Origin of the sequence: Burkholderia vietnamiensis LMG 10929, assembly GCF_000959445.1 — a bacterium.
Classification (GTDB): Bacteria; Pseudomonadota; Gammaproteobacteria; order Burkholderiales; family Burkholderiaceae; genus Burkholderia; species Burkholderia vietnamiensis.
This window is the reverse complement of record NZ_CP009631.1, coordinates 3,026,337-3,052,217: the sequence shown is the minus strand read 5'-3', so window position 1 is coordinate 3,052,217 and position 25,881 is coordinate 3,026,337. Positions and strand designations below refer to the sequence as shown.

Sequence of the window (25,881 nt, the reverse complement as noted above, 5' to 3'; positions counted from 1 at the left end):
CCCGCGTTGCGATCGCGCGTTCTTGTGGCAGGCCGGTCGACACGGCACAATTGCGAATCCTTTACTGACCCGCATGCCATGCCGTTCAACTTCCCGATTTTCCTGACGTGGGTCCGGATCGTGCTGATTCCGCTCGTCGTCGGCGTGTTCTATCTGCCGGACACGGTGATGGGCGGCGCGCACCGCAACCTCGCGGCGGCGGCGATATTCATCCTGGCGGCGCTGACCGACTGGTTCGACGGCTTTCTCGCGCGCAAGTGGAACCAGACGTCGTCGTTCGGCGCGTTCCTCGACCCGGTCGCGGACAAGCTGATGGTCACCGCCGCGCTGCTGATCCTCGTGCAGATCGCGCGGGTCGACGCGGCGATCGCGCTGGTGATCGTCGGCCGCGAGATCGCGATCTCGGCGCTGCGCGAGTGGATGGCGCAGATCGGCGCGTCGAAGAGCGTCGCGGTGAACCAGCTCGGCAAGTTCAAGACCGCATGCCAGATGGTCGCGATCCCGATGCTGCTGTACTACGGGCCGCTGCCGCTCGGCGTCGCGACGATCGACACGCGCGTGTGGGGCGAATGGCTGATGTATCTGGCGGCGGTGCTGACGATCTGGTCGATGCTGTACTACATGAAGCTCGCGTGGCCGCAGATTCGCGAGCGCGGCGGCGCGTAAGGGCTTGGTAGCGGCTGCTTGCGGTGTCGGTGCCGAAGGTTTTTGGAAAAAGGGCGCGAAAAGCCCTTGACACATGAAAGTGCCTTCGACATAATCTCGCTTCTCCGCTGCACGACGAAGTAAGCGTGTGACGGAAAGCAGTAGCGCAGCAATACGCGGGAGTAGCTCAGTTGGTAGAGCGCAACCTTGCCAAGGTTGAGGTCGCGAGTTCGAGACTCGTCTCCCGCTCCAGATTTTTTCGGCAGCGTGTTGAATGGCGAAGCGCTGCTGGTGCAGGACAACGCGGGAGTAGCTCAGTTGGTAGAGCGCAACCTTGCCAAGGTTGAGGTCGCGAGTTCGAGACTCGTCTCCCGCTCCAGATTTTTCTGGCAGCGTGTTGAATGGCAAAGCGCTGCTGGTGCAGGACAATGCGGGAGTAGCTCAGTTGGTAGAGCGCAACCTTGCCAAGGTTGAGGTCGCGAGTTCGAGACTCGTCTCCCGCTCCAGGTATCGGGGAAGCAAGGCTTCCCCTTTTATTTGATGGACCGATGGTCCTCGGATAAAAATCTGTCGCATGCCTTCCAGGTATTCGGACAGTCCGCTTTTGGCGCGATAGCAAAGCGGTTATGCAGCGGCCTGCAAAGCCGTTTAGGCCGGTTCGACTCCGGCTCGCGCCTCCAAGTAGGAAGAGAAAAAGCCCTGAGAAATCAGGGCTTTTTCTTTTTCTCGCTCCACTTTCATCGTTGTAAGAAAGTCGCCGAGAGTGGTACAAAGTCGCCTCTAACCACTCAAGAAACACGCGCAACCACGCCTAAGTCGGCTCTTTGGCCGTATAGGCCGGTTCGCGTCAGCGCATGGCGACCAAGCGACTACGACCCTCCGGAACGTGGGAATACATCATCCGACGTTCGAAGCTTCTCCCAAAGCCGCTTTCCTTGACGTTTCAATCTGAAGAAGAGGGCGACGCGTATGCCGCCCGGCTGGAGCAATTGCTCGATGCCGGCATTGTGCCGACGGACGTTGTTGAGCAACGCGAAGCGATCGCGACGACGCTGGACGCTGTTCGCGAGTATCTGCGGCGAGTATCGGTGCCTGATTCCGACGCTTGCGCCAGCCGAACACTTGGTTGGCGTTGACGCCGTGCCGACGTGCAACGGCCGACACCGACGCTCCCGGCTCCAATGTTTCCTGCACGATGGCGATTTTTTCTAGCGCCGTGCGCCGACGACGGCGCTCCGGCTCGGTCAGAATTTCGATGCTTTCCACGTAATGACTAGGCTTACTGATAGGCACAAGACTATCCTTTATTTTAAGAGAGTCCTTGTGTCCTCAGATACGTGGGGCCGCTCCAGTATCGTACAAGTTGCGCAAAACGGGCGGTGTCCCCGATCATCTCTGAAATTTAACAATCTTTCACAGACTTTCGTGATCCGATCCTTATGATAATTAAGCGAGCACGAAATTTCGATCGCCTGTACTTCTGCTGGCCACATCTCGGGGTATGTTTTGATAATCTTCAGAAGATTATATTTTCATGGAAAATAATCGTAGAAAATTAATTGCTGCTTCGGCAATTCCGTTGGCTTTGGGTATTCTTGCAAGCAAAGACAGCAAGGCCCAATCTTCAACATCGAATGTTTCCGGCCTTACGATCGAGCTTGGTAATTCCTCTCAACCGAATTTGGCGCATGGAATAGACAACGGCACATACTATCAAGTGGATTGTCGATTGGGTAATGCCTTCAATGGGTTTCCGTATACGGCAAATAGTGATGGGACAATTACGCTCAATCAAGGTGGAATCTATGTTGTCCTTGCACACGCAAACATAGTTTCTAGTGCGGTTGATACATATCAAATCCCCGCACAGGTCACATTTGCTGCGGGAACGGCATATCCATGGCCGGGCGTATATCAATATTCGGTTCAATCAATTCCATCGCCGGTGCTGGGCTCACAGTCAACCCAGAGTTTGGGCACTATCAACCTCGTGGGTATACCTCCTCTTGGATGGGGAGCCAATACAAAAGTATGGCTTGGTTATTCCAAGGTGGTTGGCGCTCAGAACAAAGCCACTCTTAGTTTGCAGGGGGCGGTGACAATTATCAAAGTTGCGTAAATTTTAAATCTGAACCCGAGTGATGTCTCGTCATTCGGGTTTTATTTCTGGATTGGTGAGCTAAATTCCCTATAATTTAACGCCATGCGATCATTTTCTTGTTTAGTCGTGATGTGGTAATGTTGCGCAGCCGCTATTGATCGCGGAGTTTCCATCATGTTGAGTGTGGTAAAGAAATCAAGGAATTGTGATGATATATGTTACTCAGCAATGCCGATACGGTACGATGATTTTTAATCGTAACGATGACACAATTGGGCAAAGCCTGATTAAATATGGAGAATGGTCGGAGGCTGAGACATTTTTGTTTTCCCAAATCGTCCGGCAAGGAGATACTGTTGTTGAGGTGGGTGCAAACATAGGTTCTCACACAGTGATGTTATCTCAAGCAGTTGGTGACTCTGGAGTCGTTTTTGCGTTTGAACCGCAGCGACATGTTTTTCAAGTGCTCTGTGCTAATCTGGTTATAAATCACTGCCTAAATGTTCGCGCGAATCAATGTGCGATTGGCGATACTGATGGAACTATTGATTTTCCGGCGATCGATCCGAGAAATCAAAATAATTTTGGTGCGACTTCAGTTTATTCGAAGAACACCGGGTTTGAGAGAATTCCTCTTAAGAGGCTTGACTCGATTGATTTTTGTCGTGTTGATTTTCTTAAGGCGGATGTCGAAGGGTTTGAAATAAATGTGCTTCGTGGTGGGTTGAAGGTCATAGAAAAATATCGACCAATATTGCATCTCGAATATCTGAATCACTATACTGGCGATGAGTCGCAGCGATATCTTGAGTTGCTTTCCCCGTTGGGTTATAGACTTTGGTATTACATTACGCCTCTGTACAATAGGCTTAATTTCCTAAATAATGAGAAAAATATATTTGAGGGGCTATGGTCATTTGATGCGATAGCAGTTCCGACCGAGTGTGGGGAAATGCAGGGGCTTCACGAAATCAAGGCATCTGACGGTCACATGAAATGCGATGATGGCGATCAATGGCGTACTGCGAAATTTGTTCGCTATTGATATTTTTGAAGCTTTGGATGGTAAAAAAGACACAAACGATCCAATCCGTCATGTCGCTTTGGTCTCAGTTACCGATTGAGTCTGAAAAGGGTGAGCGTAGCTCGCGGCGTAGCCTTGTGCACTGGACCGTGTCAGATAAGGCGAAGGTACTGCTGCATCATCAGGCGGTGCAAGTTGCTTTGCAACCAAACGGTGGGATTGGGTGCCCAGAGACACGAAAGCCCGCTGCGAGCGGGCCCTTTTACGTGCTACAGATTCGCTACAGCAAAGGGTGAGATCCTTGCTGGATAAGCATCACGCTTATCATTCCATCCTCTGAACTACGGGGTGACCTTGCGGGAGCTGTGACCCATCTCTGGCCTGATCGGGCTTCGCGAAGTCAGAGTTTTATCCCCGTGCGATCTTCGATCTGCTTCTTGATAAAGCCTTTGGCGAGGTCCCCCAGCAATTCAACCGTGAACCCGCCGGCAGCAAGCGCTCCCGCCTTGGTCTTGGCCCACACCTCCGGGCTGCGGATCGAATCCAGAAAGTCATGCCCGGCCCAGCTTAGGCGGCGAAAGCCGATCCCAACAGCGGGCCTTGCGCCTCCAGCCTCAACTAGACCCGCCTCACGGATCAACGAAAGGTGGTAATCGATCTGTTCGACCGTATAGCTATCGACCTGGATTTCGTCGGTGTCCGGGGGGATGACGACGATACCGCCCATGCGCATGGGTAACGCTTCGAGCTTGAGGAGCAGCTCGCGGATCAGGTCCATGTCACGCTTCATGCCTGCCGCTCGCTACGTTCGATGATGTGTTCGCGATATCTAGCTTTGAGCTGCTCGACTACCCGGTCCACCAGTCGATTGCCCTGAACCGCCCCGAGTTTTGTGGAGGCTCCAACTCTTGAGAGAATGGAGCCATGAACAAGAAGCCAAGCAAGTTTTCCCCGGAAGTCCGAGAGCGCGCAGTGCGCCTCGTACGCGAGCAGCGTAGCGAGCACCCGTCGATGTGGGCGGCAGTCGAATCGATTGCGCCGATGATCGGCTGCACGCCGCAGACGTTGTTGGATTGGGTTAAGCGCGACGAGGTCGACCGTGGAGAGCGCGATGGCGTGAGTACGGCCGAGCGTGAACGCATCAAGGCCTTGGAGCGCGAGGTCAAGGAACTGCGCCGGACCAATGAGATTCTCAAACTGGCGAGCGCGTTTTTCGCCCAGGCGGAGCTCGACCGCCGTTTCAAGTCCTGAAGGCCTTCATTGATCAGCATCGCGACACCTTCGGGGTCGAGCCGATCTGCAAGGTCTTGCGGATTGCCCCGTCGGGCTACCGACGCCATGCAGCACAACTTCGCGATCCGTCGAAGCGCTGCGCCCGCGCGAAACGCGATGAGCTTTTGCAACCGGAGATCAAGCGTGTCTGGCAGGCCAACATGCAGGTCTACGGCGTGCCGAAGGTCTGGAAGCAGATGAACCGGGAAGGCATTGCAGTGGCACGCTGCACGGTCGGACGGTTGATGAAACTGCAGGGCTTGCGTGGCGCAGTTCGCGGTAAGCGTGTTCGCACGACGATTCCCGAGGTGACCGCGCCGCGCCCGCTGGACCGAGTCAACCGGCAGTTCAAGGCTGACCGACCGAATCAGCTCTGGGTGTCGGATTTTACGTATGTCTCGACATGGCAAGGCTGGCTGTACGTGGCATTCGTGATCGACGTGTTTGCCCGCCGTATTGTTGGCTGGCGCGTCAGCTCGTCGATGACCACGGACTTCGTTCTGGATGCACTTGAACAAGCGCTGTACGCCCGCCAACCGGGTGAGGACGGGACTTTGATTCATCATTCCGACAGAGGGTCTCAATACGTCAGCATCCGCTACAGCGAACGGCTGGCTGAGGCCGGCATCGAGCCGTCGGTCGGCAGCCGGGGCGACAGCTACGACAATGCGCTGGCCGAGACGATCAACGGCCTGTACAAGACGGAACTGATTCATCGGCGCGCCCCTTGGAAAACGAGGGAATCCGTCGAACTGGCAACGCTGGAATGGGTCGCCTGGTACAACCGTCATCGGCTGATGGAACCGCTCGGCTATATCCCGCCTGCTGAAGCTGAGGCAAACTACTACAGGCAACTCAGAAATGCCGCTGACGTGTCCGCATTAACTTAAACCAACCAGCCTCCACGATTCCCGGTGCGGTTCACCCCGATATTGGGCAGCTTTCTGGTCAACGGCAGCTTCCATTTCACGAATCGCTGCCTGCACGCTCTCTTCGTCTCCCGGCACGACGCGGACTCTCGCAATCTCACCATCGAGCGACTGAAACGCTCGGGAGGCTTCGTCGAGCTGCCGTGTTAGTTTATCCAAGCCGTTCAGCATCGGTCGCTCCTTTGTATCGGGTAAAGGACATTACCGTATACCTGCCTCGGTGTGGCTTCGAGCAAGGTAGTCAGCTATTGACACGGTGGTCAATTTGGGTGGTCCTTGCCAATAATCGTTTGATATATATTAGTATCTGACGGCCTGCAAAGCCGTTTAGGCCGGTTCGACTCCGGCTCGCGCCTCCAAGTAGGAAGAGAAAAAGCCCTGAGAAATCAGGGCTTTTTCTTTTTCCGGCGCTCGCGCGGCGTTATCTTCAGCGACCATCCGCGTCCTCGCTCACCCATCCACCGGCTGCATCGGCGTGTCCAGCTTCAGCTGATAAAACGCCGCGTCGAGCCAGCGCCCGAACTTGAATCCCGCTTCGGCGATCGTCCCCGAATGCACGAAGCCGACACGCGTATGCAGCGCGACGCTGCCCGCGTTGGTTGCATCGATGCAGCCGACCAGCACGTGTACCTCGGCATCGCGCGCACGCTTGATCAACTCGCGCAGCAGCAACTCGCCGAGCCCGCGCCCGCGATGATCGCGATGCACGTACACACTGTGTTCGACCGTGTACTTGAACGCCGGAAACGCGCGGAACGTGCCCCAGCTCGCGAAGCCGAGCAGCGTGCCGGAACCGTCGACCGCGCCGACCACCGGAAAACCGCCCGCGCGCTTCGTTGCGAACCACGTGACCATCGCCTCCGGCGGCCGCGGCCGATAGTCGTACAGCGCGGTCGAATTGACGATCGCGTCGTTCAGGATCTCGAGGATGGCCGCCGCATGCTCGGCCTCGTTGCAATCGATCAGGCGCACGTCGTCGTGCGTGTTCGGCGAATTCATGTGGACTCCTGCACCGGTCGGCTCCGGCTTTGAACGGATGCCGCGCCGCGCATGCCGACCGCGGCGGAGACATCGCAGATCGCGACGACATAGCGCGCGCCTTGCGCCGTCGGATTGCTGAAAATCAGCGGTTGATCGACGCGCATCGCGAGACAGTCGCCTTCGTGAAGCTCGTGGAGCGCGTCGCCCAACGTGACGTCGACGCGTCCGCCGAGCACCCATACCTGCTGATGCAGCGCGCTGTCGCGGCCGCCCGTGTCGTACGCGACGCGCGCGCCGGGCGGGAAATCGACTTCGACGAGCTGGAGCGGCGACGGCCAGCCGGGCGGCGACAGATTGCGCCGCAGATAGCCCGACGCCGGATCGCGCCATTCCGCTTGCTGTGCGCGCTTGACCAGCGGCTGCGCGGGCGCGTCGTCGCGCTCGCCGCCGAACAGCGCCGCCAGCGACACGCCCAACCCGGCCGCGAGCTTGTCGAGGACGACGGCCGTCGGGCTGGCCGACGCGCGCTCGATGAGCGAGATCATCGAACGGCTCACGCCGGAGCGCGCGGCAAGCGTATCGAGCGTGTAGCCTCGTAACGTGCGCAAGTCTCGCACGCGGCGGGCGATCCGCTCGTTGATGCCTGCATCAGGCGCGGGAAGGGTAGTCGCTTCTTGCATGATGGACGGATTCTCCATCAAGCTGGAATATGGTGTCAACGAAATCACGGGCTGCCAGACTCCCGATTCGCAGTCCGCCCGAATACTTGCTCCGCGCGCAGCGCCAGCGTAATATACGAAACGACTACATTTCGTTTAATTGGAGCCATATGGGCATCATCAAGATTTCCGAGCACATGCACGAACGGCTGCGCTCGACCAGCACCGCGCTGAGCCGGTCGATCAACGCGCAGGCCGAGCACTGGCTGCGCGTGGGCATGCTCGCGGAACTCAATCCGTCGCTGTCCTATGGCGATATCTGCCGGATGCTGATCGAATCCGAGGCGCGCGGCGGCGACGCCGGTACGGCGCAGCCGGCCGCTCGCGACATCGAGCAGGTGGCGTAATGGCGAAGCGCGACATTCCCATCCGCGGCGCCGCCGACATCGCGAAGTCGCGCGAAGCCGCGAAGCTCGCGTCGCAAGTGCTGACGATGATCACCGACTACGTGAAGCCGGGCGTCACGACCGACGAGCTCGACGCGCGCTGCCGCGAATACATCATCGACGAACTGCGCGCGATTCCAGCCAACATCGGCTATCACGGCTATCCGAAGACGCTGTGCACGTCGGTCAACCACGTGGTCTGTCACGGCATCCCGTCGTCGCGGCCGATGCGCGACGGCGACATCGTGAACCTCGACATCGCGGTGATCAAGGACGGCTGGTTCGGCGACACGAGCCGCATGTACTTCGTCGGCGAGCCCGGCGAACTCGCGCGGCGTCTGGTGGCGGCCACCTACGAGGCGATGCACGCGGGCATTCGCGCGGTGCGTCCGGGCGCGACGCTCGGCGACGTCGGCTATGCGATCCAGCAGGTCGCGCATCGCGAAGGCTTCAGCGTTGTGCGCGAATACTGCGGGCACGGAATCGGCGACGTGTATCACGACGAGCCGCAGGTGCTGCACTACGGCCGCCCCGGCACCGGCGTGCCGCTGCGCCCCGGGATGATCTTCACGATCGAGCCGATGCTCAACGCGGGCAAGCGCGACACGCGCGTGCTGGCCGACGGCTGGACGGTCGTCACGAAGGACCATTCGCTGTCCGCGCAGTGGGAGCACATGGTCGTGGTGACGGAGCAGGGCGTCGACGTGCTGACCGACGACGTGAAGCCGCACGCGTTCGCCGCGCTGACCGGCACGCAGGCGGCCTGACGCGCACGCCGCCAACGACGACGAGCCCCGGTCCGGGGCTCGTTTCATTTGGGCTTGCGCCTAGCGCTTGCGCCTAGGCTGACGCTTGCGCTGCTCACGCCACCGGCGTGGTTGCTACCCGCAGCATCACGCTGCTCGCTCGCGCGCCTTTTGCCACGCGTGTTCGACGAACACGCGGCACAGCGCCTCCATCCCGCTGCGGTCCTCGTCGTCGAAACGTGCGGCGACCGGGCTGTCGACGTCCCACACGCCGATCAGCGTGCCGTCTGCCGCTACCAGCGGCACGACGATTTCCGACTCCGACGCGGCATCGCACGCGATATGGCCGGGGAACGCATGCACGTCGCGCACGACCTGCGTTTGGCGCGTCTGCGCCGCCGTGCCGCACACGCCCTTGCCGAGCGCGATGCGCACGCAGGCCGGCTTGCCCTGGAACGGGCCGACCACCAGCTCCGTCCCGTCGAAGAAATAGAAGCCGGCCCAGTTCAGACGATCGAGCGAGTGATAGACGAGCGCGGAGAAATTCGCGGCGTTTGCGATCAGGTCCGGCTCCGATTCGACGAGCGAGCGGGCCTGCTCGGCGAGCGTCGCATACAGTTCGGCCTTGGAGGCGTGAGGGTCGGTGGACAGCGTGAACATGGCTGAAGTGCAGAGAAAAGAGTAAGGGGGTACGCGCGATGCGCGATGCCGGCCCCGCAGTCTACGGCACGCGCCGCGCATTTGCAGCGCGTGATTCGCCGCCGTCACTGTCGCTCCCGGCCATCGCGTCGAACCGGCGCGTGCACCGGCAACCCCGCTCAATCGGGTTCTAGCTCCGCGAACCGCGCAGCCAGGAAGTCGAGCAGCGCGCGCACGCCCGGCAGCAGCCCGCGCCGCGACGCGAACACCGCGTGCACGATCTCGCGGCGCGGCGCCCAGTCGGGCAGCACGTTCACCAGTTCGCCGCGCGCGAGTTCGTCGCGCACCATCATCGTCGGCAACTGCACGACGCCGACGCCCGCGACCGCCGCGGCCCGCAACGCCAGCATGCCGCCCGTCACGAGCCGCGGCTGATGGTGGATCTCCGCATGCGCCTGGTCCGGGCCGCGCAGCCGCCACACGTGCGCGGCCTGCGGCAGGCCGTGGTCGAGGCTCGGCATGCGGGTCAGGTCGGCCGGAACGGCCGGCGCGCCGTGTTCGCGCAACAACGCGGGGCTCGCGACCAGGCATTGCCCGCGCTCGGCCAGCACGCGCAGCGCGAGATCGCTGTCCTCGAGCGGCGGCGGACGCACGCGAATCGCGACGTCGATCCCTTCTCCGACCACGTCGACGCGCCGGTTCGTCGCTTCGAGATGAATCTCGACGTGCGGGCACGCGACCATGAACGCGGCGATCATCGCGCCCGCCAGCGAGTCGAGCAGCGCGACGGGGCAGCTGACCCGCACGATGCCGCGCGGCTCCTCGTGCAGCAATGCGATCGCCTCGTCGGCGGCGTCGGCCTCGACGAGCATCGCGCGGCAATGCGCGTAGTACGTCTGGCCGACGTCGGTGACGGTGAAGCGGCGCGTCGAGCGCTGAATCAGCCGCATCCCGAGGCGCGCCTCGAGCAGCGCGACGCGCCGGCTCAGCTTCGACTTCGGCATGTTCAGCGCGCGCCCGGCCGGCGCGAACCCGCCGTGCTCGACCACCTGCACGAAGTAATAGAGATCGTTGAGATCTCGCTGTTGATCGTTCATCAAATGGAACGCTGAGTGCGATTTTGCGAGTCTACCGAATCGATCGTTCCATCTCTATATTGATCGTCAGGATGCGAAACACGTGTTTCGCCGCAATTCGGAGAAGGCAAATGAAGAAGATCCGTGGCGTCTACAGCGCGCCGCGCGGCCATTGGGTCGGCGACGGTTTCCCGGTGCGTTCGATGTTCAGCTATCAGTCGCACGGCGCCCATCTGAGCCCGTTCCTGCTGCTCGACTATGCGGGCCCCGCGAATTTCGAGCCGGCGGCGGCGCCGCGCGGGGTCGGCCAGCATCCGCACCGCGGCTTCGAAACGGTGACGATCGTCTACGACGGCGAAGTCGCGCACCGCGACTCGACCGGCGCGGGCGGCGTGATCGGCCCCGGCGACGTGCAATGGATGACGGCCGCGAGCGGGATCCTGCACGAGGAATTCCACTCGGAAGCGTTCACGAAGCGCGGCGGCCCGCTCGAGATGGTGCAGCTGTGGGTGAACCTGCCCGCCGCCGACAAGATGGGCGAGCCCGGCTATCAAACGCTGCTGAACGCGGACATCCCGGTCGTCGAGTTGCCGGACGGCGCGGGCCGCGCGCGGATCATCGCCGGCGAGTTCGACGGGCGGCGCGGCCCGGCCGGCACGCACACGCCGATCGACGTCTGGGACGTGCGGCTTGCCGCCGGCGGCCGTGCGCGGTTCCCGATCGCCGAAGGCCGCACGCTCGCCGTGGTCGTGCTGAGCGGCACGGTGCTCGTGAACGGCGAGACGGTCGCCCGCGAAGCGCAGTTTGTGCAATTGGGCCGCGAAGGCAGCGACGTCGACATCGAGGCGAACGGCGACGTCAAGTTGCTGATCCTCAGCGGCGAGCCGATCGACGAGCCGGTGGTCGGCTATGGCCCGTTCGTGATGAACTCGCAAGAGGAAATCCGCGCCGCGATCGACGATTTCAACAGCGGCCGCTTCGGACGGATGCCCGCATGACGTACGGCCCCGCGCAATGCGGGGCTTTTTGCATGTGCGCGGCGGCGCGGGCGCAGCGGCCGCGCTTCGCGGCATAATCGTCGGTTGCCGCGCGCCCACCGGCGCGCCCGAAACAGCACCGAGGACCGCCCATGAACGCTTCCGCATCCGCCATCTCCCCGCGTGCCGCCGACCTGGACTGGCGCTGGAAATCCTTCGACGCCCTGAGCGCACGCGAGGTCTATTCGATCCTCGAAGCGCGCAGCGCCGTGTTCGTCGTCGAGCAGAACTGCGTGTACCGCGACATCGACGATGCCGATCAGGCCGCGTGGCACCTGGCCGCGTACGACGCGGCGGGCCGCGTCGCCGGCTATCTGCGCGTGCTGCTGCCCGATGCGCAGCATGCCGACGTGCGCATCGGCCGCGTACTGACGACCGCCGCGTTCCGCGGGGCCGGCCTCGGCAATACGCTGCTCGCCCGCGCGCTCGAACACATCGCCGCGCAGTGGCCCGATACGCAGATGAGCCTGCATGCGCAGGCGCACCTGCAGCGCTTTTACGGTGCGTTCGGCTTTGAGCCGAGCTCCGACGTGCACGACGAAGACGGCATCCCGCACGTGTGGATGACCCGCGCGCGCGGCTGACGCGCGGCGCGGCGTGCCGGGATCAGTGGGCGTTGCGCGTGGCCGCCGGCCGCGCGGCGCTGCGCGCAGCGGCGCGCTCGTCGATCAGCCGGCCGCGAGCGGACAGCCGCATCCAGTGCCGCAGTGCGATCAGCGCGCCGATCACGCTCATCATCGAGCCGGGAATCCACAGCAGCAGGCCGCCGATCTGCTGGTCGCGCAACGGGCTGAGCCACGTGAAGGCGCGCCCGCAGATCGAGTAGATCGGATACAGCTCGTGCGGCGTGAAGAAGATCAGCGCGCCGAGCGCGATCTGCGGCGGGATGGCGGCGACGACGATCAGAATCCGGCGGCCCGGCGACAGCCGCGCGGGCGGCGCGGGACGCGGATCGACGACGAGCCACCAGAACAGCAGCCCGTCGATCACCATGCTCCAGTTCATCACGCGATACAGACGCCAGTCGAGCATCGCGACGAAGTGGATCGGCGACAGCAGCCAGAAATAGATCAGCCCGACGAACAGCACGACGGCCACGACCGGATGGAACACCAGGTCGAGCGCCGCGCGCACGGGCGCCCATGCGAGCGCGGGGCGCACGAAGCGTTGCCGCCAGCGAAACGGAATGCCGGCGCGGATCGCCGCGCCCGGATAGGCGAGCGCGATGAAGAACGGCCCGAGGTGATGCAGTACCAGATGCTGCGCGCGGTGCATGAAGAACTCGTGCTCGAAGAAATAGTCGAGCCGCGTATGCAGTGCGATGTAGAGCGCCGTCAGCCCGAGCCAGAACGAGAACTGCCGCAGCGGCGACACCTTCGCCTTCTTCACACCGCGCGCGAACAGCACGGCGGCCGTCAGCACCGCGATCACCACGGTCGGCGACGGTTCCCACGGATCGAGCCAGTACAGGACGTTCATCGCACGCGCATCACTTCGCCTGGGCCGGCGACTTCACCGCAAACGGCGCGTCGACGGTTTCGCCGTCGGAGAATTTCAGGCGCAGGCGCACCGTGTCGCCCGGCTTGATCGCGTGCTTCGGCTCCTCGAGCATGAAGTGGTAGCCGCCCGGTGCGATGTCGACCTTGCCGCGCGCGGGGATCGTCAGCTTGTCGACCATTTCCATCTTCTGCGTCGAGCCGTTCGACACCGTCTGGTGCAGCATCGCCATCCCGTAGTCGGGGCTGTCGACGTCGACGAGATCGACCGGCTTGTCGCCGGTGTTCACGAGCGTCACGTAGCCGCCGGCGGGCAGCTGGTTCGGCAGCCAGCGTACCCATGCGTTCTGCGCGGTGATCGCACCGGCCGCATAGGCGTGTGCGCCGGCGCACAGCGCGGCGAGGGCGGCGAACGTCTTGAGGATCGTTTTCGGCTTCATGTCTGGTTCACGTGGTGGGGGCAGTGTCGATGATCCGCCGCACGTCGGCGGCGATGGCGTCCGGCGAGTCGCCGTCGGTCGCGAGCAGGCGCGCGCGGCCGTGGGCGTCGAAGATGTAGACGGCCGAGCTGTGCGTGACCTCGTAGCCGCCGGACGGATCGCGTTGTTCCATCTGGTACGCGACGCGGTAGCGCTTCGCGAGCGATTCGATCTGGCCGTCGCTGCCGGTCAGGCCGCGCGCGTGCGCGGCGTCGAACGCGGCGACGTACGACTGCAGCGCCTGCGGCGTGTCGCGCGCGGGATCGACCGACACGAACAGGATGCGCACGTCGTTCGCGCGCGGGCCGAGCTTCGCGAGCACTTCCATCAGCCGCGCCATCGTCTCGGGACAGACGTCGGGACAGTGCGTGTAGCCGAAGTAGACGAGCGCGACGCGGCCGCGGAACGCGCTCGCGTCGACGGGCCGGCCGTCGCCGCCGGTCAGCGTGAACGACAGGTCGGGCAGATGGCCGGTGACGTTGGCCAGGTGCCAGCCCGGCTCGTCGCGCGTGCACGCGGCGAGCGCGACGGCAACGGCCATTGCCGCGGCCATGCGCGCGAAACGGTTGAAGCTGGGGCGGCGCCGGCGCGGCGCGGGACGGGCAAGCGACATCCTGGGACTCGAATCGGACGGAATGACGTCGGTCGCGCCGCACTGGGGCGCGCGACCGGCGGTTGCCGACTGTAACGCAATTCCCGCGCCTGCGCGCTTTCGAAATCCCTGCGGTCGCGCGGGGCGGGGCAATATGTCGCAGCGGCGGCGCGGGCGGCGCGCGGCGGCCGGTTTCGCCCATCTCGGTACGCAGGCGCGGTAAGATGCGCACAATTCCATTCTCGTCGCGGCGGCCCGGCGTTTGCCGGCCGCCGCTCGGACTCTCGAATCGATGCAATCCGTTCCGGCTTCCCTGTCCCTGACCGATACCGCGTTCTTTTTCGACTTCGACGGCACGCTCGTCGAGCTCGCCCCCACGCCCGACAGCATTCACGTGCCGCCGTCGCTGCTGACGCTGCTCGATACGCTCAGGCAGCGCTCGCATGGCGCGGTCGCGGTGGTGTCGGGGCGCGGCATCGACAATCTCGACACGTTCCTGAGCATGCCGGATCTACCGATCGCCGGCCTGCACGGTGCCGAGCGTCGCGATTCGAACGGTGACACGCAGCGCATCGGCTTCAACGACGAACGCCTGCTGCGCATCGAGCGCGAGCTGGCGGCCGTGGTCGACCGTCATCCGGGCATGCTGCTGGAGATCAAGGGCGCGGCCGTCGCGCTGCACTACCGCAACGCGGCCGACCGTGAGCCGGTCGCGCGCGAAGCGGCCGAGCGCCTCGTCGCCGAATATGCGGACGCGTACGTACTGCAGCCCGGCAAGATGGTGTTCGAAATCAAGCCGAAGGGCGTCGACAAGGGGCGCGCGCTGGCCGCGTTCCTCGACGAGCCGCCGTTCGCGGGCCGCGTGCCGCTGTTCGCGGGCGACGATCTGACCGACGAGAAGGGCTTCGCGGTGGTGAACGCGCGTGGCGGCCTGTCGATCAAGGTCGGCGCCGGCGAGACGTCGGCGCGCATGCGGCTCGATTCGGTCGCCGCGCTGCACGCGCAGATCGCCCGCTGGCTCGATCTGGAGCTGCCGGGCGCATGAGCCGACTGATCATCGTTTCAAACCGCGTCGCGCCGATTTCGGAAGGCGAGCCGGCGGCGGGCGGTCTCGCGATCGGCGTGTACGACGCGCTGAAGGAGACGGGCGGCATGTGGTTCGGCTGGAGCGGCGAAGTGGTCGCGTCCGGTGCGCCGCAGATCCGCATCGAGGAGCGCGGCCCCGTGACGTTCGCGACCGTCGGGCTGTCGCGCCGCGATTACGACCAGTACTACCGCGGCTTCTCGAACGCGACGCTGTGGCCGGCGTTCCACTACCGCGCGGACCTGATCCAGTACGACCGTCACGAGTTCGAAGGCTACGGCCGCGTGAACGTGTGGCTCGCGCAGCAGCTCGTGCCGCTGCTGCAGGACGACGACGTGATCTGGGTCCACGACTATCACCTGATCCCGTTCGCGCGCGCGCTGCGCGCGTCGGGCGTGAAGAACCGGATCGGCTTCTTCCTGCACATCCCGTTTCCCGCCGCGCAGGTGCTCGTGAACGTGCCGCCGCATCGCGAGCTGGTCGAGTCGCTGTGCGCGTTCGATCTGCTCGGCTTCCAGACCGAGCCCGACCTGCGTGCGTTCTGCGATTACGTCGAGTTCGAAGCCGGCGGCGAAGTGACGCGCGACGGCCGCACGGTACGCGTGAGCGCGTTCGGCAGCACGCTGCGCGCAGCGGCTTATCCGATCGGCGTGTATCCGGACGAGATCGCGTCGCTCGCGCAGGCGGGCGAGCACGGCAAGGCCGCGCGCATGGCCACGTCGCTGCGCGGGCGCCAGCTGATCATGAGCGTCGACCGGCTCGATTATTCGAAGGGCCTCGTCGAGCGGTTCCGCGCGTTCGAGAAGCTGCTGGAGCACCAGGCGTCGATCCGCAATCGCGTGTCGTTCCTGCAGATCGCGCCGTCGACGCGCGCCGACCTGCGCGCGTATCAGGACATCCGGCTGCAGCTCGAAGCGGAATCGGGGCGCATCAACGGACGCTACGCGGAGCTCGACTGGGCGCCGATTCTGTACATTCATCGCCAGTACGACCGGCAGGTGCTGGCCGCGCTGTATCGCCTCGCGCGCGTGGGCTTCGTGACGCCGCTGCGCGACGGGATGAACCTCGTCGCGAAGGAATACGTGTCCGCGCAGAATCCGGACGATCCGGGCGTGCTGGTGCTGTCGCGTTTCGCAGGCGCGGCGCGCGAGCTGACCGGCGCGCTGATCGTCAATCCGATCGACATCGACGGCATGGCCGATGCGTTGTCACAGGCGCTGACGATGCCGCTCGCCGAGCGGCGCGCGCGTTATGCGGACATGATCGCGCAGCTGCGCGAGAACAACGTGTCGGTGTGGCGCGACAACTTCCTGCGCGATTTGCAGCGCGCGTAGCCTGGGGCGGTTGCACATCGAGCGCTGGTCGCGCGCCGCGCTGAAAAAAGGCCGCCGTGCTACGAGCACGGCGGCCTTTTTATCGTCTATCGGCGGGCGGCGCGATGCCGCGGCGTCACGCGACGCGTTCGCCGGTGGTCGGCGCGGCGCCGTCGGGCGCGTGCAGCCGGCCGTGCTGCTTCGCGAGCAGGTCGCGATACAGCCCGGGGCGGCTGCGCAGCACGTCGGGGCTGCCATCGTCGATCACCTTGCCGTTGCTCATCACGATGATCCGGTCGAAGTTGCGCAGCGTCGACAGCCGGTGTGCGATCGCGATCACCGTACGGCCGACCATCAGGCGGTCGAGCGCGCTCTGGATCGCTTCTTCCGATGCGCTGTCGAGCGCCGAGGTCGCTTCGTCGAGCAGCAGGATGGGCGCGTCCTTCAGGATCGCGCGCGCGATCGCGATGCGCTGGCGCTGGCCACCCGACAGCTTGACGCCGCGGTCGCCGACGATCGTGTCATAGCCTTCCGGCATCGCCTCGATGAACTCCGCGCAGCGTGCGTCGCGCGCGGCTGCGAGCACCTGCTCGCGGGTCGCGTCGGGGCGGCCGTACGCGATGTTGTCGTAGATGGTCCGGTGCAGCAGCGAGATGTCCTGCGGCACGAGCGCGATCGCCTGGCGCAGGCTGTCCTGCGTGATCGTCTTGACGTCCTGGCCGTCGACCATCACCGCGCCGTCCTGCGTGTCGTAGAAGCGCTGCAGCAGCGCGAGCACGGTCGACTTGCCGGCGCCCGACTTGCCGATCAGTCCGACGCGCTGGCCGGCCTCGATATGCAGGTCGAAGTGGTCGAGGATCGCGCGGCGGTGCGGATACGCGAACGTCACGCGCTCGAAGTCGACGCGCCCGCCCTTGGCCGACAGCGGCTGCGCGTCGGAGCGATCGGGCATGCCGTGCGGTTCGAGCAGCGTCTTCACGGCTTCGGACAGGCGTGCGACGTGCTGCGTGACGTCGACCAGCGCGACGGCCAGATCGCGCGTGCCGTGCAGGATCGTGAAGCCGAGCGAGCTGACGAGCACGATGTCGCCGGAGGTCGCGCGGCCCTGATCCCACAGCCACAGCGCCCAGCCGAGAAGCCCGGCCGACAGCATCGCGGTGATCACCGCGTGCAGCAGCCGCAGCTTCTCGAGATAGAGCAGGCTTTGCTGACGGGCGTCCATCTCGGCTTTCACGGTCGCGCTGAAGCGCTTCTGTTCGCGCAGCGTCATCCCGAATGCGCGCACGAGCCCCATGTTGCCGATCACGTCGACGAGCTCGCCGTCCACCGCGGCGGCCTTCGCCGCGAACGTGTGATGGCGGGCGGAGCCGCGCCCGGCGAGCTTGAACAGCACGATCGCGAGCAGCGCCGAACAGCCGAGCAGGCCGGCGGCCATCAGCGGATTCACGACGATGATCATCAGAATCGCGCCGATCACCGCGATGCACGGCGGCAGCACGTTCCACGCCATCGTGTTCTCCGACGTATAGACGGCGTTCGACGTGGCCGTGATGCGGCTCGCGAGCGTGCCCGGCTGCTTCTCCGCGTAATACGTCGGCGAATGGCCGATCAGATACTGGAACAGATCGCGCCGCAGGTCGCCGGTCACCGCGACGAACGTGTGCGCGGCGGTCCAGCCGCCGACCCGCCACAGCAGGTTGTCGGCCGCGATCAGCCCGACGAGCAGCGCGAACGCGCTCCACAGCGGGCCCGGATGATGGCGTCCGGCCGCGAGCACGTCGATCAGATGCTTGATCGCGTATTGCGAGCCGAGCGCGCAGCCGACGGCGGCCAGCACGCTGCAGAGCACGATCAGGTGCGCGACAGGGTGCAGGCGGATGTAGCGGAACAGGAACGCGATCGGCCGATGCGCGTAGCTCGACAGCTTCGCGTTGTGGGCGTTGCGCTGGGCAGGGGTGAGATATTCCAAAATATGCGTGCGGTGATTCGGTGATTGAGCGGGGCGGCTGGAGCCCAGCCGGCGGTCGCCCGGACTGAATAATCCGGCATTGTAAACAAGGCCGTGCGTTGCGCTGTGCGAATCTTGCGCGAGCCTGGGGGCGCACGACCAGTTTTGAGATAAAATCCGACATCCCGTTCGCCGCAAGGGCCTTACGTGTCGCAAAGGCAATGCCGGCAGCGATGACGGACATGGAGTGCCGAACGGGCCTTCCACTCTAGAACGGACGTCCGAGTCCGCGGGTTGCAAAGTGTTGCGCCTTTGTAACAAAGTAAAGAGTTTGAAATGGCGGGCGCCGTATCGGGATTAACCCTAGATAATCGGCTCCGGGTTCGGTCCCAGGTTTTTACGAACCCCTGTCAACGGGTCTTCGTTTCAAACGTTCTAAGCCTGTCGCGTCGCCGACGCTCCTTGTGCAGCGCGGGCTCGACGCCCCCGGCAGGCTGATTCGTCCGATGATAGGACGAAATGCATCCAGCCCGGACCGCCGGCAGGTTGCCGACCCATACCTGGTTTTTAGCCGAATTTTTAGGAGTTACGCATGCGAATCGCCCAAATCGCTCCGTTGCACGAAGCGGTTCCCCCGAAGCTTTATGGCGGGACCGAGCGAGTGGTGTCCTATCTGACCGAAGCACTCGTCGAGATGGGGCATGACGTCACGCTGTTCGCGAGCGGCGATTCGCAAACGTCGGCGAAGCTCGAAGCGTGCTGGCCGCAGGCGCTGCGCCTCGATCCGACGATCCGCGACGTGATGGCCCCGCACATGCTGCTGCTCGAGCAAGTGCGCCGCCGCGCGGAAGAGTTCGACGTCCTGCACTGCCACATCGACTACTACCCGTTCTCGCTGTTCTCGCGTCAGCCGGTCCCGCATCTGACGACGATGCACGGCCGTCTCGACCTGCCCGAACTGCAGCCGATCTTCAACGCGTTCAGCGACGTGCCGGTCGTGTCGATCTCCGACAACCAGCGCATCCCGCTGCCGCAGGCGAACTGGCTGTCGACCGTGTACCACGGCCTGCCGGAAAACCTGCTGACGCCGATCCCGAACGTGAAGCCGAGCTATCTCGCGTTCCTGGGCCGCATCTCGCCGGAAAAGCGCGTCGACACCGCGATCCGCATCGCCGAGCAGGCCGGCCTGCCGATCAAGATCGCCGCGAAGCTCGACAAGGCCGACCGCGCGTATTACGAAGAGAAGATCAAGCCGCTGTTCGCGCTGCCGCACGTCGAGTACATCGGCGAGATCAGTGAAGCCGAAAAGACCGAATTCCTCGGCAATGCGCACGCGCTGCTGTTCCCGATCGACTGGCCGGAGCCCTTCGGCCTGGTGATGATCGAGGCGATGGCCTGCGGCACGCCGGTGATCGCGTTCAAGCGCGGCTCGGTGCCGGAAGTGATCGACAACGGCGTGTCGGGCTTCGTCGTCGAAGACGAGCTGTCGGCCGTCGCCGCGCTCAAGCGCCTCGATACGCTGCCGCGCGAGAAGGTGCGCGCCGCGTTCGAAGCCCGCTTCTCGTCGAAGGTGATGGCGCAGAACTACGTGAAGGCGTACGAGGAACTGCTGCGCCAGAAGCGCCGCACGGTGCTGCGCGAAGTCAACGCAGGCTGACGCCGAGTCGCCGGCCGCGCTGCGGCCGGTGTCGGCACCGACGCCCCGTCCGGGTTTCCGGCGGGGCGTCGTCACATCTGCCGTGCCGAGCCGTTGCGATCTGTTGTATTCTCGCCGCGCCCGACGCCGCGAACGGCGCGGGAACCGATCGGGCACGCGATCGAGCCGTCTGTCCAGACGGTAATGTCCCTATAATGGCCGTGCCGCGAAATCCGGCCCCGCACGAACATCGATAGGAGAGCAGTCTTGGCGAGAACGAAAACCACGCGCGCAGCGCCGGCCCCCGGCGCCGGCGTGATCTTCGCATTGCGCGCGATCGGTCTCGTGCTGCTCGCGCGCTGGCTGTTCTCGATGTCGCAGATGGGCTATCGCGCCTCGCTGTCGGCGATGGTGTCGTCGCCCTGGGCGTTCGTCTATCTGGTGCTGATCTTCCTGTTGCTCGCGCTGCCCGGCGCCGCCGCGCGCGCCGAGCGTCCGTTTCATCCGCTGCCGCAATGGCTGCGCCAGGCGCTGCGCGTGTTCGCGCTGATCGGTTTCCTGTTCGCCGTCTGGTCGATCGGCGCGTTCGCGTGGGCGGCCGGCTGGCGCCGCGCGCTGCATGCGGTGACGGCGACCAACGGCTGGCTCGTCGCCGCGCCCGCGTTGTATGCGGCGATCGTGTGGATGTGCCGTCCGCGGCCGCTGTGGCGCACCAACGTCGCCGCGCGCCGTTTCGCGATCGGCCGCTATGCGATTTCGCTCGACACGCTCACCCGCACCGCGATCGTCTGGATGGAGAGCCGCAAGGTCGGCCAGTACGACGCGCGCGAGCTGTCGGTGCGCTGGCCCGGCCGGCCGGCCGCGGCCGCGGCGGACGGGCTCGCCGCATCGGCCGTCGCCGCGCCGCCGCGCGGCAGCCTGTTCCGGCGGCCCAAAGTGGAGCTGCTGTGGGATTCGCCGGCGGCCGTCGGCCATAACCGGCAGACCGTGTTGCGCGCGCCGCTCGCGACCGAAGGCGACCGCGTCGCGGTCCTCGCGCTCGACGCGGCGCTCAAACAGATCGTCTAATCGCGCTCGCGCGGCGCGCGGGCGACAAGGAGCCTCAATGATCGTCCGATGGTTGCTCGCAGCGGTTCACCTGATGGCATTCGGCGTCGCGTTCGCCGGGATCGCGGCACGCAATCGCGCGCTGCGGCGCGTGATCGCGTCGGCACAGGCTGCCGACCTGCCCGGTGTGTTCAAGGCCGACGCGGTGTGGGGCGCGTCGGCGCTGGTGTTGATCGCGACGGGGCTTGCGCGCGCCTTCGGCGGTTTCGAGAAGGGCACCGCGTACTACCTTCACGAGCCGCTCTTCCACCTCAAGATGACCGCGCTCGTGCTGATCCTGCTGCTCGAAATCGTGCCGATGCTCGGGCTGCTGCGCTGGCGCGGCGCCGTGCGGCGGCAGCAGACCCCCGATCTGCGGCGCGCCCGCACCTATGTGCGGATCGGCCACTGGCAGGCGGTGCTCGTGATGGTGATCGTGTTCGCCGCGGCGGGCATGGCGCGCGGCATCGGGCTCGCCGGCTAGCGTAGCGCGGCGTCGAAGCGCGGGCGCGGCCGGCGAGCCGCGCATCGTCTCTACCGGGCCGTTGCGCGGCCCGGCTTCGCCTTACCTTTTAGCGCACCAGGCTCGGACGCTTGTTGTCGAACGTCCATCCGGGAATCAGATATTGCATGGCGGCCGCATCGTCGCGGGCGCCGAGCCCGTGCTGCTTGTACAGCTCGTGCGCGCGCGCGACCGCGTCCATGTCGATATCGATGCCGAGGCCCGGCCGCTTCGGCACTTCCACGAGCCCGTTGGCGATCTTCAGCGGCTCGCGCGTCAGCCGCTCACCGTCCTGCCAGATCCAGTGCGTATCGATCGCGGTCACCTGGCCGGGCGCCGCCGCCGCGACGTGCGTGAACATCGCGAGCGACACGTCGAAATGGTTGTTCGAATGCGAGCCCCACGTGAGGCCCCAGTCGCGGCACATCTGCGCGACGCGCACCGAGCCCTGCATCGTCCAGAAATGTGGATCGGCCAGCGGGATGTCGACGGCCTGCAGCTGGATCGCGTGGCCCATCTGGCGCCAGTCGGTCGCGATCATGTTGGTCGCCGTCGGCAGCCCGGTCGCGCGGCGGAACTCGGCCATCACCTCGCGGCCCGAATAGCCGTTCTCTGCGCCGCAGGGGTCTTCCGCATAGGCCAGCACGTGATGCTGGTCGCGGCACAGCCGCACGGCTTCGTCCAGCGACCACGCGCCGTTCGGGTCGAGCGTCACGCGCGCGTCGGGAAAGCGCTCGGCGAGCGCCGTCACGGCCTCGATTTCGCGCGCGCCTTCGAACACGCCGCCCTTCAGCTTGAAGTCGTTGAAGCCGTAGCGGGCATGTGCGGCTTCTGCGAGGCGCACGACCGCGTCGGGCGTCAATGCGGCTTCGTCGCGCACGCGCGTCCAGTCGTCGGTCGCGTCGCGGCCGTCGCGGTAGGGCAGTGCGGTCCTGGTGCGGTCGCCGACGTAGAACAGGTAACCGAGCATTTCCACTTGCTCGCGCTGCTGGCCTTCGCCGAGCAGCGCGGCCACGGGCACGCCGAGATGCTGGCCGAGCAGGTCGAGCAGCGCGGCTTCGAGCGCGGTGACCGCGTGGATCGTCGTGCGCAGGTCGAAGGTCTGCAGCCCGCGGCCGCCCGCGTCGCGATCGGCGAACGTGCGCCGAACGTCGTTGAGCACCGCGTGGTAATTGCCGACCGGCTGGCCGACGACGCACGCGCGCGCATCGTCGAGCGTGCGGCGAATGCTTTCGCCGCCCGGCACTTCGCCGACGCCGATGCGGCCCGCGCTGTCTTTCAGGATCACGAGGTTGCGCGTGAAGAACGGGCCGTGCGCGCCGCTCAGGTTCAGCAGCATGCTGTCGTGGCCGGCGACCGGAATGGCTTGCAGATCGACGATGCGCGGCGTGTCGTGGGAAGGCGAGGCGGTGACGGCGTTCATGGCGGCGATGACGAGAGAGTAGGCGATGCCGTGCGGCAAATGCTTTGCCGCGCGCGGCGCGAGATGCGATCATTCGACAACCGACGTGCGCGGCGCACGAACCGCGCCCGTCGACAGCAACCCGCGAGGGGCGAGCGACGCGCGCCCGATGCCGGTGCCGCATCGGACGGAAGCCAGGCGCGCATGTGCGCCTCGTCCACTGCCGAACCGCACGCCGGCATCTGCACGCAGGTGCGAACGTCGATGAAGACCTATCACGGGACCGGGCAGGCACTGCGCCTGCCGTGGTCGACAGGAGATCCGTGTGGTCATCATCAGTCGTCGGATGACTTGTGACGCAGTATAATGAATCCACGGCGTTCGCTCAAACCCCGCGTAAACCCTCGGCTCACATTACGATCACTCAAAAAGGAACCGGCCTCATGTCCGTGCCCACGCTTCCCGCAGCGCCGCGCCGTCGCGCCCGCAGCCTCGCACAAGATGTCGTCGACGCGCTGACCGCGCAGATCGAAAACGGCACGCTGCGTCCCGGCGACAAGCTGCCGACCGAAACCGAAGTCATGGCGGCGCAGGGCGTCAGCCGCACGGTCGTGCGCGAAGCGATCTCGCGGATGCAGGCGAGCGGCCTGATCGAAACGCGCCACGGGATCGGCAGCTTCGTGCTGGAGCCGTCGCGTCGTCGGGCGCTCGGGATCGATCCCGCGACCATCACGACGCTGCGCGACGTGCTCGCGGTGCTCGAGCTGCGGATCAGCCTCGAGAGCGAGTGCGCGAGCCTTGCCGCGCAACGCGCGAGCGACGCGGATCTCGCCGCGCTGCGCCGCGCGCTCGACGCGATCGCCTCGGGGGCGGGCGGCGGTCACGACACCGCGCAGCTCGACTTCCAGTTCCATCTGCAGATCGCGCAGTCGACCGGCAACCGCTATTTCGTCGACATCATGACGCAGCTGGGCGCGTCGATCATTCCGCGCACGCGGGTGAATTCCGCCCGCTTCGCGGGCGACGACCTGGAGCGCTACGTGGGCCGGCTCAATCACGAGCACGAGGACATCTACGAGGCCATCGCACGCCACGACCCGGAGGCCGCGCGCGCCGCGATGCGCACGCACCTCACCAATAGCCGCGAGCGGCTGCGCCGCGCGCACGAGGCGGCCGAAGCGGAGCGTGATACGCAAGCCGGCTGAGACGCATGGCCACGCGGTGACGTGCGCCGCATGCAGAGTGTATTGAGATCGGTCGTCGTATGAGATGGTGGCGACCTTGTCGGCGCAGTGGCCGCCGGCGCGCGTCGCGACCGCTCGCCACGCACGCCGGGTCAGGAGCGGTCGCGACGCGCATCGTCGTCGCGGCCCGCGCCGGGCGCCCGGTACAGTCGTCCGGGCGCGGTGCTGCCGGTCGATCAGCCTCCCTTCGTCACGATGGTCTTCCACGTGCCGTTCTTCACCTGGTACAGCGTCGACATCCCGCTCTTCAGCGAGCCGTCGTTGGCGAACGAGATGCGTCCGGTCACGCCTTCGAAGTCCACTTTCTTCAGCGCCGGGCGATAGACCTTCGGATCCGTCGAATTGGCCGCCTGCATCGCCTTGATCGCGGCCCATGCGGCGTCGTAGCCGAACTGCGCGTACGACAGCACGTCGACGCCGAAGCGCTTCTTGAAGCGCTTCTCGAAATCCTTGCCTTGCGGCAGTTCATCGAGCGGCCGGCCGTATTCCCACGCCATCGCGCCTTCGGCGGCCGGGCCGGCGATCTTCACGAACTCGTTGTCCTTCACGCCGCCGCCGCCGACGAACTGCGCGGTCAGCCCGAGCTGGCGCATCTGCTTGATGAAGTTCGCGGCCAGCGAATCGAGGCCGCCGAAGAAGATCAGGTCGGGATTCTTGCCCTTCAGGCTGGTGATCTGCGCGCGGAAGTCGACGGCCTGGTTGTTGGTGAACTCGCGGCCGATGATGTTGCCGCCGGCCGCCTTCACGGCCTTCTCGAACTCGTCGGCCTCGCCCTGGCCGAACGCGGTGCGGTCGTCGATGATCGCGATGCGTTTCGCCTTCGTCACGTCGACGGCGTACTTGCCTGCGTTGCCCGCGTTCTGGCCGTCGGTCGCGATCACCATGAACATGTTCGCGAGCCCGCGCGACGTGAGCGTCGGGTTGGTGGCGGCCGGGTCGATCACCGGGATGCCGGCCTTGTCGTAGACGACCGACGCCGGAATCGTCGTGCCCGAGTTGAAGTGGCCGATCACCACCGACACGTTCTGGTCGACCAGCGCCTGCGCGGCCTGCACGCCGATGCGCGGGTCGGCCTGGTCGTCCTGCACGACGAGGTCGAAATGCGCGGGCTTGCCGGCGATCTGCACCTTCTGCGCGACCGCATCGTCGAGCGCGAGCTGCACGCCGTTCTGTAGATCCTTGCCGTAGCCGGCGTTCACGCCCGTGAGCGGAGCGGCGAAACCGACCTTCACGTCGGTTGCGTCGGCGGCGCGGGCGGCCTGTTGCGAGAGGAGTGCCAATGCGGATACGACCGATACCGACAGCAGGGAATGACGAAATTTCATGTTCGTTCCTCTTGTTCTACACCAGCGGGTGGATACCGCGCGCATCCGGCAGCCGGATGCGCGCGACGGGCGGGCGGTTCAACCGCTTCTCCGATCGGGCGGGTAGGTCCGGCGTGCTGCCATTCCAGGGAAGACGCTCCCGGCAGGCTCGGCGAGGAGCCCCGATCGCTTCGATTTATAGGTCGCCGATATGTGCGGGTCTTGGCAATTTGCCGCGCA

27 protein-coding genes, 5 tRNA genes, 1 pseudogene and 1 other annotated feature are annotated in these 25,881 nt (G+C 64.9%); of the genes and pseudogenes, 20 read left to right on the top strand and 13 right to left on the bottom strand.

Going from position 1 to position 25,881, the window contains the following annotated elements; genetic code table 11:
* The first annotated feature begins 78 nt into the window (after positions 1–78).
* From pgsA to AK36_RS33835, 6 genes are all read left to right on the top strand, one after another.
* Positions 79–666: a CDP-diacylglycerol--glycerol-3-phosphate 3-phosphatidyltransferase gene (gene pgsA / locus AK36_RS23665; protein ID WP_011883978.1), complete on the top strand. Its 588-nt coding sequence runs from the start codon at positions 79–81 to the stop codon at positions 664–666.
* Positions 667–821: 155 nt separating this feature from the next.
* A tRNA-Gly gene (locus tag AK36_RS23660) sits at positions 822–897 on the top strand.
* Between the two features lie 51 nt (positions 898–948).
* A tRNA-Gly gene (locus tag AK36_RS23655) sits at positions 949–1,024 on the top strand.
* A 51-nt stretch (positions 1,025–1,075) separates the two neighbouring features.
* Positions 1,076–1,151 (top strand) — tRNA-Gly (locus AK36_RS23650).
* A 100-nt stretch (positions 1,152–1,251) separates the two neighbouring features.
* Positions 1,252–1,325 (top strand) — tRNA-Cys (locus AK36_RS23645).
* Between the two features lie 174 nt (positions 1,326–1,499).
* Positions 1,500–1,781, top strand: coding sequence for a hypothetical protein (locus tag AK36_RS33835; protein WP_162486634.1), 282 nt, complete (start codon positions 1,500–1,502; stop codon positions 1,779–1,781).
* On the opposite strand, the pseudogene AK36_RS31740 reads toward AK36_RS33835, so the two are convergent.
* Positions 1,746–1,938: pseudogene (locus tag AK36_RS31740) on the bottom strand (transposase); the annotation flags it as partial. The gene AK36_RS33835 and the pseudogene AK36_RS31740 overlap by 36 nt on opposite strands.
* 241 nt (positions 1,939–2,179) lie before the next feature.
* On the opposite strand from AK36_RS31740, the gene AK36_RS33335 reads away from it, so the two are divergent.
* Both AK36_RS33335 and AK36_RS31735 read left to right on the top strand, forming a co-directional pair.
* Positions 2,180–2,764 (top strand): hypothetical protein, encoded by a 585-nt coding sequence (locus AK36_RS33335; RefSeq protein ID WP_126220090.1) that lies wholly within the window; start codon positions 2,180–2,182, stop codon positions 2,762–2,764.
* A gap of 226 nt (positions 2,765–2,990) precedes the next feature.
* The gene (locus AK36_RS31735; protein ID WP_224383374.1) at positions 2,991–3,791 is read left to right on the top strand and encodes an FkbM family methyltransferase; all 801 of its coding nucleotides are present in this window, start codon (positions 2,991–2,993) and stop codon (positions 3,789–3,791) included.
* A 379-nt stretch (positions 3,792–4,170) separates the two neighbouring features.
* On the opposite strand, the gene AK36_RS23640 is transcribed toward AK36_RS31735, so the two are convergent.
* Entirely contained in the window at positions 4,171–4,548 is a 378-nt protein-coding gene (locus AK36_RS23640) for a DUF2513 domain-containing protein (protein WP_226111650.1), read from the bottom strand.
* A gap of 146 nt (positions 4,549–4,694) precedes the next feature.
* Here AK36_RS23640 and AK36_RS23630 point away from each other — a divergent pair.
* A protein-coding gene (locus AK36_RS23630) for an IS3 family transposase (RefSeq protein WP_106919311.1) occupies positions 4,695–5,932 on the top strand; the annotation gives its coding sequence in 2 pieces (ribosomal slippage) (positions 4,695–4,986 and positions 4,986–5,932; 1,239 coding nt in all).
* Positions 4,976–5,092, top strand: a sequence feature (AL1L pseudoknot). (Overlaps the previous gene by 117 nt.)
* On the opposite strand, the gene AK36_RS33330 is transcribed toward AK36_RS23630, so the two are convergent.
* On the bottom strand, positions 5,924–6,142 hold the full coding sequence (locus tag AK36_RS33330; RefSeq protein ID WP_144410675.1) for a hypothetical protein: 219 nt from the start codon (positions 6,140–6,142) through the stop codon (positions 5,924–5,926). The two genes, AK36_RS23630 and AK36_RS33330, sit on opposite strands and share 9 nt — an antisense overlap.
* Before the next feature lie 79 nt (positions 6,143–6,221).
* On the opposite strand from AK36_RS33330, the gene AK36_RS33610 reads away from it, so the two are divergent.
* Positions 6,222–6,330, top strand: a tRNA-Ser gene (locus AK36_RS33610).
* Positions 6,331–6,421: 91 nt separating this feature from the next.
* Here AK36_RS33610 and AK36_RS23625 read toward each other — a convergent pair.
* The gene (locus AK36_RS23625; protein WP_011883979.1) at positions 6,422–6,970 is read right to left on the bottom strand and encodes a GNAT family N-acetyltransferase; all 549 of its coding nucleotides are present in this window, start codon (positions 6,968–6,970) and stop codon (positions 6,422–6,424) included.
* The gene (locus tag AK36_RS23620) at positions 6,967–7,632 is read right to left on the bottom strand and encodes a helix-turn-helix domain-containing protein (RefSeq protein WP_045579499.1); all 666 of its coding nucleotides are present in this window, start codon (positions 7,630–7,632) and stop codon (positions 6,967–6,969) included. The genes AK36_RS23625 and AK36_RS23620 overlap by 4 nt, the downstream gene beginning before the upstream one ends.
* Positions 7,633–7,781: 149 nt before the next feature.
* Between AK36_RS23620 and AK36_RS23615 the strand changes: the two genes are divergently transcribed.
* Together AK36_RS23615 and map are read left to right on the top strand one after the other, a co-directional pair.
* Positions 7,782–8,018 carry a ParD-like family protein gene (locus tag AK36_RS23615; protein ID WP_014722737.1) on the top strand — a complete coding sequence of 79 codons (237 nt, stop codon included), beginning with the start codon at positions 7,782–7,784 and terminating at the stop codon, positions 8,016–8,018.
* Entirely contained in the window at positions 8,018–8,824 is an 807-nt protein-coding gene (gene map, locus AK36_RS23610) for a type I methionyl aminopeptidase (RefSeq protein ID WP_014722738.1), read from the top strand. The genes AK36_RS23615 and map overlap by 1 nt, the downstream gene beginning before the upstream one ends.
* Positions 8,825–8,950: 126 nt before the next feature.
* On the opposite strand, the gene AK36_RS23605 is transcribed toward map, so the two are convergent.
* The gene (locus AK36_RS23605) at positions 8,951–9,463 is read right to left on the bottom strand and encodes a GAF domain-containing protein (protein ID WP_034194211.1); all 513 of its coding nucleotides are present in this window, start codon (positions 9,461–9,463) and stop codon (positions 8,951–8,953) included.
* Between the two features lie 158 nt (positions 9,464–9,621).
* Entirely contained in the window at positions 9,622–10,539 is a 918-nt protein-coding gene (locus tag AK36_RS23600) for a LysR family transcriptional regulator (RefSeq protein WP_011883984.1), read from the bottom strand.
* 110 nt (positions 10,540–10,649) lie between these two features.
* Here AK36_RS23600 and AK36_RS23595 point away from each other — a divergent pair, with 110 nt between their 5' ends.
* Positions 10,650–11,516 (top strand): pirin family protein, encoded by an 867-nt coding sequence (locus AK36_RS23595; RefSeq protein ID WP_045579316.1) that lies wholly within the window; start codon positions 10,650–10,652, stop codon positions 11,514–11,516.
* Positions 11,517–11,647: 131 nt separating this feature from the next.
* Positions 11,648–12,139, top strand: coding sequence for a GNAT family N-acetyltransferase (locus tag AK36_RS23590; RefSeq protein ID WP_011883986.1), 492 nt, complete (start codon positions 11,648–11,650; stop codon positions 12,137–12,139).
* A gap of 22 nt (positions 12,140–12,161) precedes the next feature.
* On the opposite strand, the gene AK36_RS23585 is transcribed toward AK36_RS23590, so the two are convergent.
* From AK36_RS23585 to AK36_RS23575, 3 genes are read right to left on the bottom strand one after another with little or no spacing between them, the layout of a single operon-like run.
* The gene (locus AK36_RS23585; protein WP_011883987.1) at positions 12,162–13,034 is read right to left on the bottom strand and encodes a cytochrome c oxidase assembly protein; all 873 of its coding nucleotides are present in this window, start codon (positions 13,032–13,034) and stop codon (positions 12,162–12,164) included.
* A gap of 10 nt (positions 13,035–13,044) precedes the next feature.
* Entirely contained in the window at positions 13,045–13,491 is a 447-nt protein-coding gene (locus AK36_RS23580; protein ID WP_011883988.1) for a copper chaperone PCu(A)C, read from the bottom strand.
* A gap of 7 nt (positions 13,492–13,498) precedes the next feature.
* Positions 13,499–14,143: an SCO family protein gene (locus AK36_RS23575; protein WP_045579315.1), complete on the bottom strand. Its 645-nt coding sequence runs from the start codon at positions 14,141–14,143 to the stop codon at positions 13,499–13,501.
* 271 nt (positions 14,144–14,414) lie between these two features.
* Between AK36_RS23575 and otsB the strand changes: the two genes are divergently transcribed.
* Entirely contained in the window at positions 14,415–15,167 is a 753-nt protein-coding gene (gene otsB, locus AK36_RS23570) for a trehalose-phosphatase (RefSeq protein ID WP_011883990.1), read from the top strand.
* Positions 15,164–16,540 (top strand): alpha,alpha-trehalose-phosphate synthase (UDP-forming), encoded by a 1,377-nt coding sequence (gene otsA / locus AK36_RS23565; RefSeq protein WP_011883991.1) that lies wholly within the window; start codon positions 15,164–15,166, stop codon positions 16,538–16,540. The genes otsB and otsA overlap by 4 nt, the downstream gene beginning before the upstream one ends.
* A gap of 115 nt (positions 16,541–16,655) precedes the next feature.
* Here the strand turns inward: otsA and AK36_RS23560 are convergent, their stop codons facing one another.
* Entirely contained in the window at positions 16,656–18,488 is a 1,833-nt protein-coding gene (locus AK36_RS23560) for an ABC transporter ATP-binding protein (protein WP_011883992.1), read from the bottom strand.
* A gap of 571 nt (positions 18,489–19,059) precedes the next feature.
* On the opposite strand from AK36_RS23560, the gene AK36_RS23555 reads away from it, so the two are divergent.
* The 3 genes from AK36_RS23555 (at position 19,060) to AK36_RS23545 (ending at position 21,673) form a co-directional block, all read left to right on the top strand.
* Positions 19,060–20,124 carry a glycosyltransferase family 4 protein gene (locus AK36_RS23555; RefSeq protein WP_011883993.1) on the top strand — a complete coding sequence of 355 codons (1,065 nt, stop codon included), beginning with the start codon at positions 19,060–19,062 and terminating at the stop codon, positions 20,122–20,124.
* A 246-nt stretch (positions 20,125–20,370) separates the two neighbouring features.
* Positions 20,371–21,171, top strand: a complete 801-nt coding sequence (locus tag AK36_RS23550) for a hypothetical protein (protein WP_011883994.1) — start codon at positions 20,371–20,373, stop codon at positions 21,169–21,171.
* Between the two features lie 37 nt (positions 21,172–21,208).
* On the top strand, positions 21,209–21,673 hold the full coding sequence (locus AK36_RS23545) for a DUF2214 family protein (protein ID WP_011883995.1): 465 nt from the start codon (positions 21,209–21,211) through the stop codon (positions 21,671–21,673).
* A gap of 88 nt (positions 21,674–21,761) precedes the next feature.
* On the opposite strand, the gene gudD is transcribed toward AK36_RS23545, so the two are convergent.
* Positions 21,762–23,114: a glucarate dehydratase gene (gene gudD / locus AK36_RS23540; RefSeq protein ID WP_011883996.1), complete on the bottom strand. Its 1,353-nt coding sequence runs from the start codon at positions 23,112–23,114 to the stop codon at positions 21,762–21,764.
* A gap of 422 nt (positions 23,115–23,536) precedes the next feature.
* Between gudD and AK36_RS23535 the strand changes: the two genes are divergently transcribed.
* Entirely contained in the window at positions 23,537–24,298 is a 762-nt protein-coding gene (locus tag AK36_RS23535; RefSeq protein ID WP_034194206.1) for a FadR/GntR family transcriptional regulator, read from the top strand.
* Between the two features lie 215 nt (positions 24,299–24,513).
* On the opposite strand, the gene AK36_RS23530 is transcribed toward AK36_RS23535, so the two are convergent.
* On the bottom strand, positions 24,514–25,662 hold the full coding sequence (locus AK36_RS23530) for a branched-chain amino acid ABC transporter substrate-binding protein (protein ID WP_011883998.1): 1,149 nt from the start codon (positions 25,660–25,662) through the stop codon (positions 24,514–24,516).
* Positions 25,663–25,881 lie beyond the last annotated feature (219 nt).

What these genes read in the sequence shown, in the direction of transcription:
- AK36_RS23600 (WP_011883984.1), bottom strand. Translation starts at nt 10,539, where the DNA reads ATGAACGATCAACAGCGAGATCTCAACGATCTCTATTACTTCGTGCAG.
- AK36_RS23590 (WP_011883986.1), top strand. Translation starts at nt 11,648, where the DNA reads ATGAACGCTTCCGCATCCGCCATCTCCCCGCGTGCCGCCGACCTGGAC.
- AK36_RS23595 (WP_045579316.1), top strand. Translation starts at nt 10,650, where the DNA reads ATGAAGAAGATCCGTGGCGTCTACAGCGCGCCGCGCGGCCATTGGGTC.
- otsA (WP_011883991.1), top strand. Translation starts at nt 15,164, where the DNA reads ATGAGCCGACTGATCATCGTTTCAAACCGCGTCGCGCCGATTTCGGAA.
- AK36_RS23555 (WP_011883993.1), top strand. Translation starts at nt 19,060, where the DNA reads ATGCGAATCGCCCAAATCGCTCCGTTGCACGAAGCGGTTCCCCCGAAG.
- AK36_RS31735 (WP_224383374.1), top strand. Translation starts at nt 2,991, where the DNA reads ATGATTTTTAATCGTAACGATGACACAATTGGGCAAAGCCTGATTAAA.
- AK36_RS23530 (WP_011883998.1), bottom strand. Translation starts at nt 25,662, where the DNA reads ATGAAATTTCGTCATTCCCTGCTGTCGGTATCGGTCGTATCCGCATTG.
- AK36_RS33335 (WP_126220090.1), top strand. Translation starts at nt 2,180, where the DNA reads ATGGAAAATAATCGTAGAAAATTAATTGCTGCTTCGGCAATTCCGTTG.
- gudD (WP_011883996.1), bottom strand. Translation starts at nt 23,114, where the DNA reads ATGAACGCCGTCACCGCCTCGCCTTCCCACGACACGCCGCGCATCGTC.
- AK36_RS23545 (WP_011883995.1), top strand. Translation starts at nt 21,209, where the DNA reads ATGATCGTCCGATGGTTGCTCGCAGCGGTTCACCTGATGGCATTCGGC.
- AK36_RS23620 (WP_045579499.1), bottom strand. Translation starts at nt 7,632, where the DNA reads ATGCAAGAAGCGACTACCCTTCCCGCGCCTGATGCAGGCATCAACGAG.
- AK36_RS23575 (WP_045579315.1), bottom strand. Translation starts at nt 14,143, where the DNA reads ATGTCGCTTGCCCGTCCCGCGCCGCGCCGGCGCCGCCCCAGCTTCAAC.
- AK36_RS23615 (WP_014722737.1), top strand. Translation starts at nt 7,782, where the DNA reads ATGGGCATCATCAAGATTTCCGAGCACATGCACGAACGGCTGCGCTCG.
- map (WP_014722738.1), top strand. Translation starts at nt 8,018, where the DNA reads ATGGCGAAGCGCGACATTCCCATCCGCGGCGCCGCCGACATCGCGAAG.
- AK36_RS23625 (WP_011883979.1), bottom strand. Translation starts at nt 6,970, where the DNA reads ATGAATTCGCCGAACACGCACGACGACGTGCGCCTGATCGATTGCAAC.
- AK36_RS23605 (WP_034194211.1), bottom strand. Translation starts at nt 9,463, where the DNA reads ATGTTCACGCTGTCCACCGACCCTCACGCCTCCAAGGCCGAACTGTAT.
- otsB (WP_011883990.1), top strand. Translation starts at nt 14,415, where the DNA reads ATGCAATCCGTTCCGGCTTCCCTGTCCCTGACCGATACCGCGTTCTTT.
- AK36_RS23585 (WP_011883987.1), bottom strand. Translation starts at nt 13,034, where the DNA reads ATGAACGTCCTGTACTGGCTCGATCCGTGGGAACCGTCGCCGACCGTG.
- AK36_RS33835 (WP_162486634.1), top strand. Translation starts at nt 1,500, where the DNA reads ATGGCGACCAAGCGACTACGACCCTCCGGAACGTGGGAATACATCATC.
- pgsA (WP_011883978.1), top strand. Translation starts at nt 79, where the DNA reads ATGCCGTTCAACTTCCCGATTTTCCTGACGTGGGTCCGGATCGTGCTG.
- AK36_RS33330 (WP_144410675.1), bottom strand. Translation starts at nt 6,142, where the DNA reads ATGCTGAACGGCTTGGATAAACTAACACGGCAGCTCGACGAAGCCTCC.
- AK36_RS23535 (WP_034194206.1), top strand. Translation starts at nt 23,537, where the DNA reads ATGTCCGTGCCCACGCTTCCCGCAGCGCCGCGCCGTCGCGCCCGCAGC.
- AK36_RS23640 (WP_226111650.1), bottom strand. Translation starts at nt 4,548, where the DNA reads ATGGACCTGATCCGCGAGCTGCTCCTCAAGCTCGAAGCGTTACCCATG.
- AK36_RS23580 (WP_011883988.1), bottom strand. Translation starts at nt 13,491, where the DNA reads ATGAAGCCGAAAACGATCCTCAAGACGTTCGCCGCCCTCGCCGCGCTG.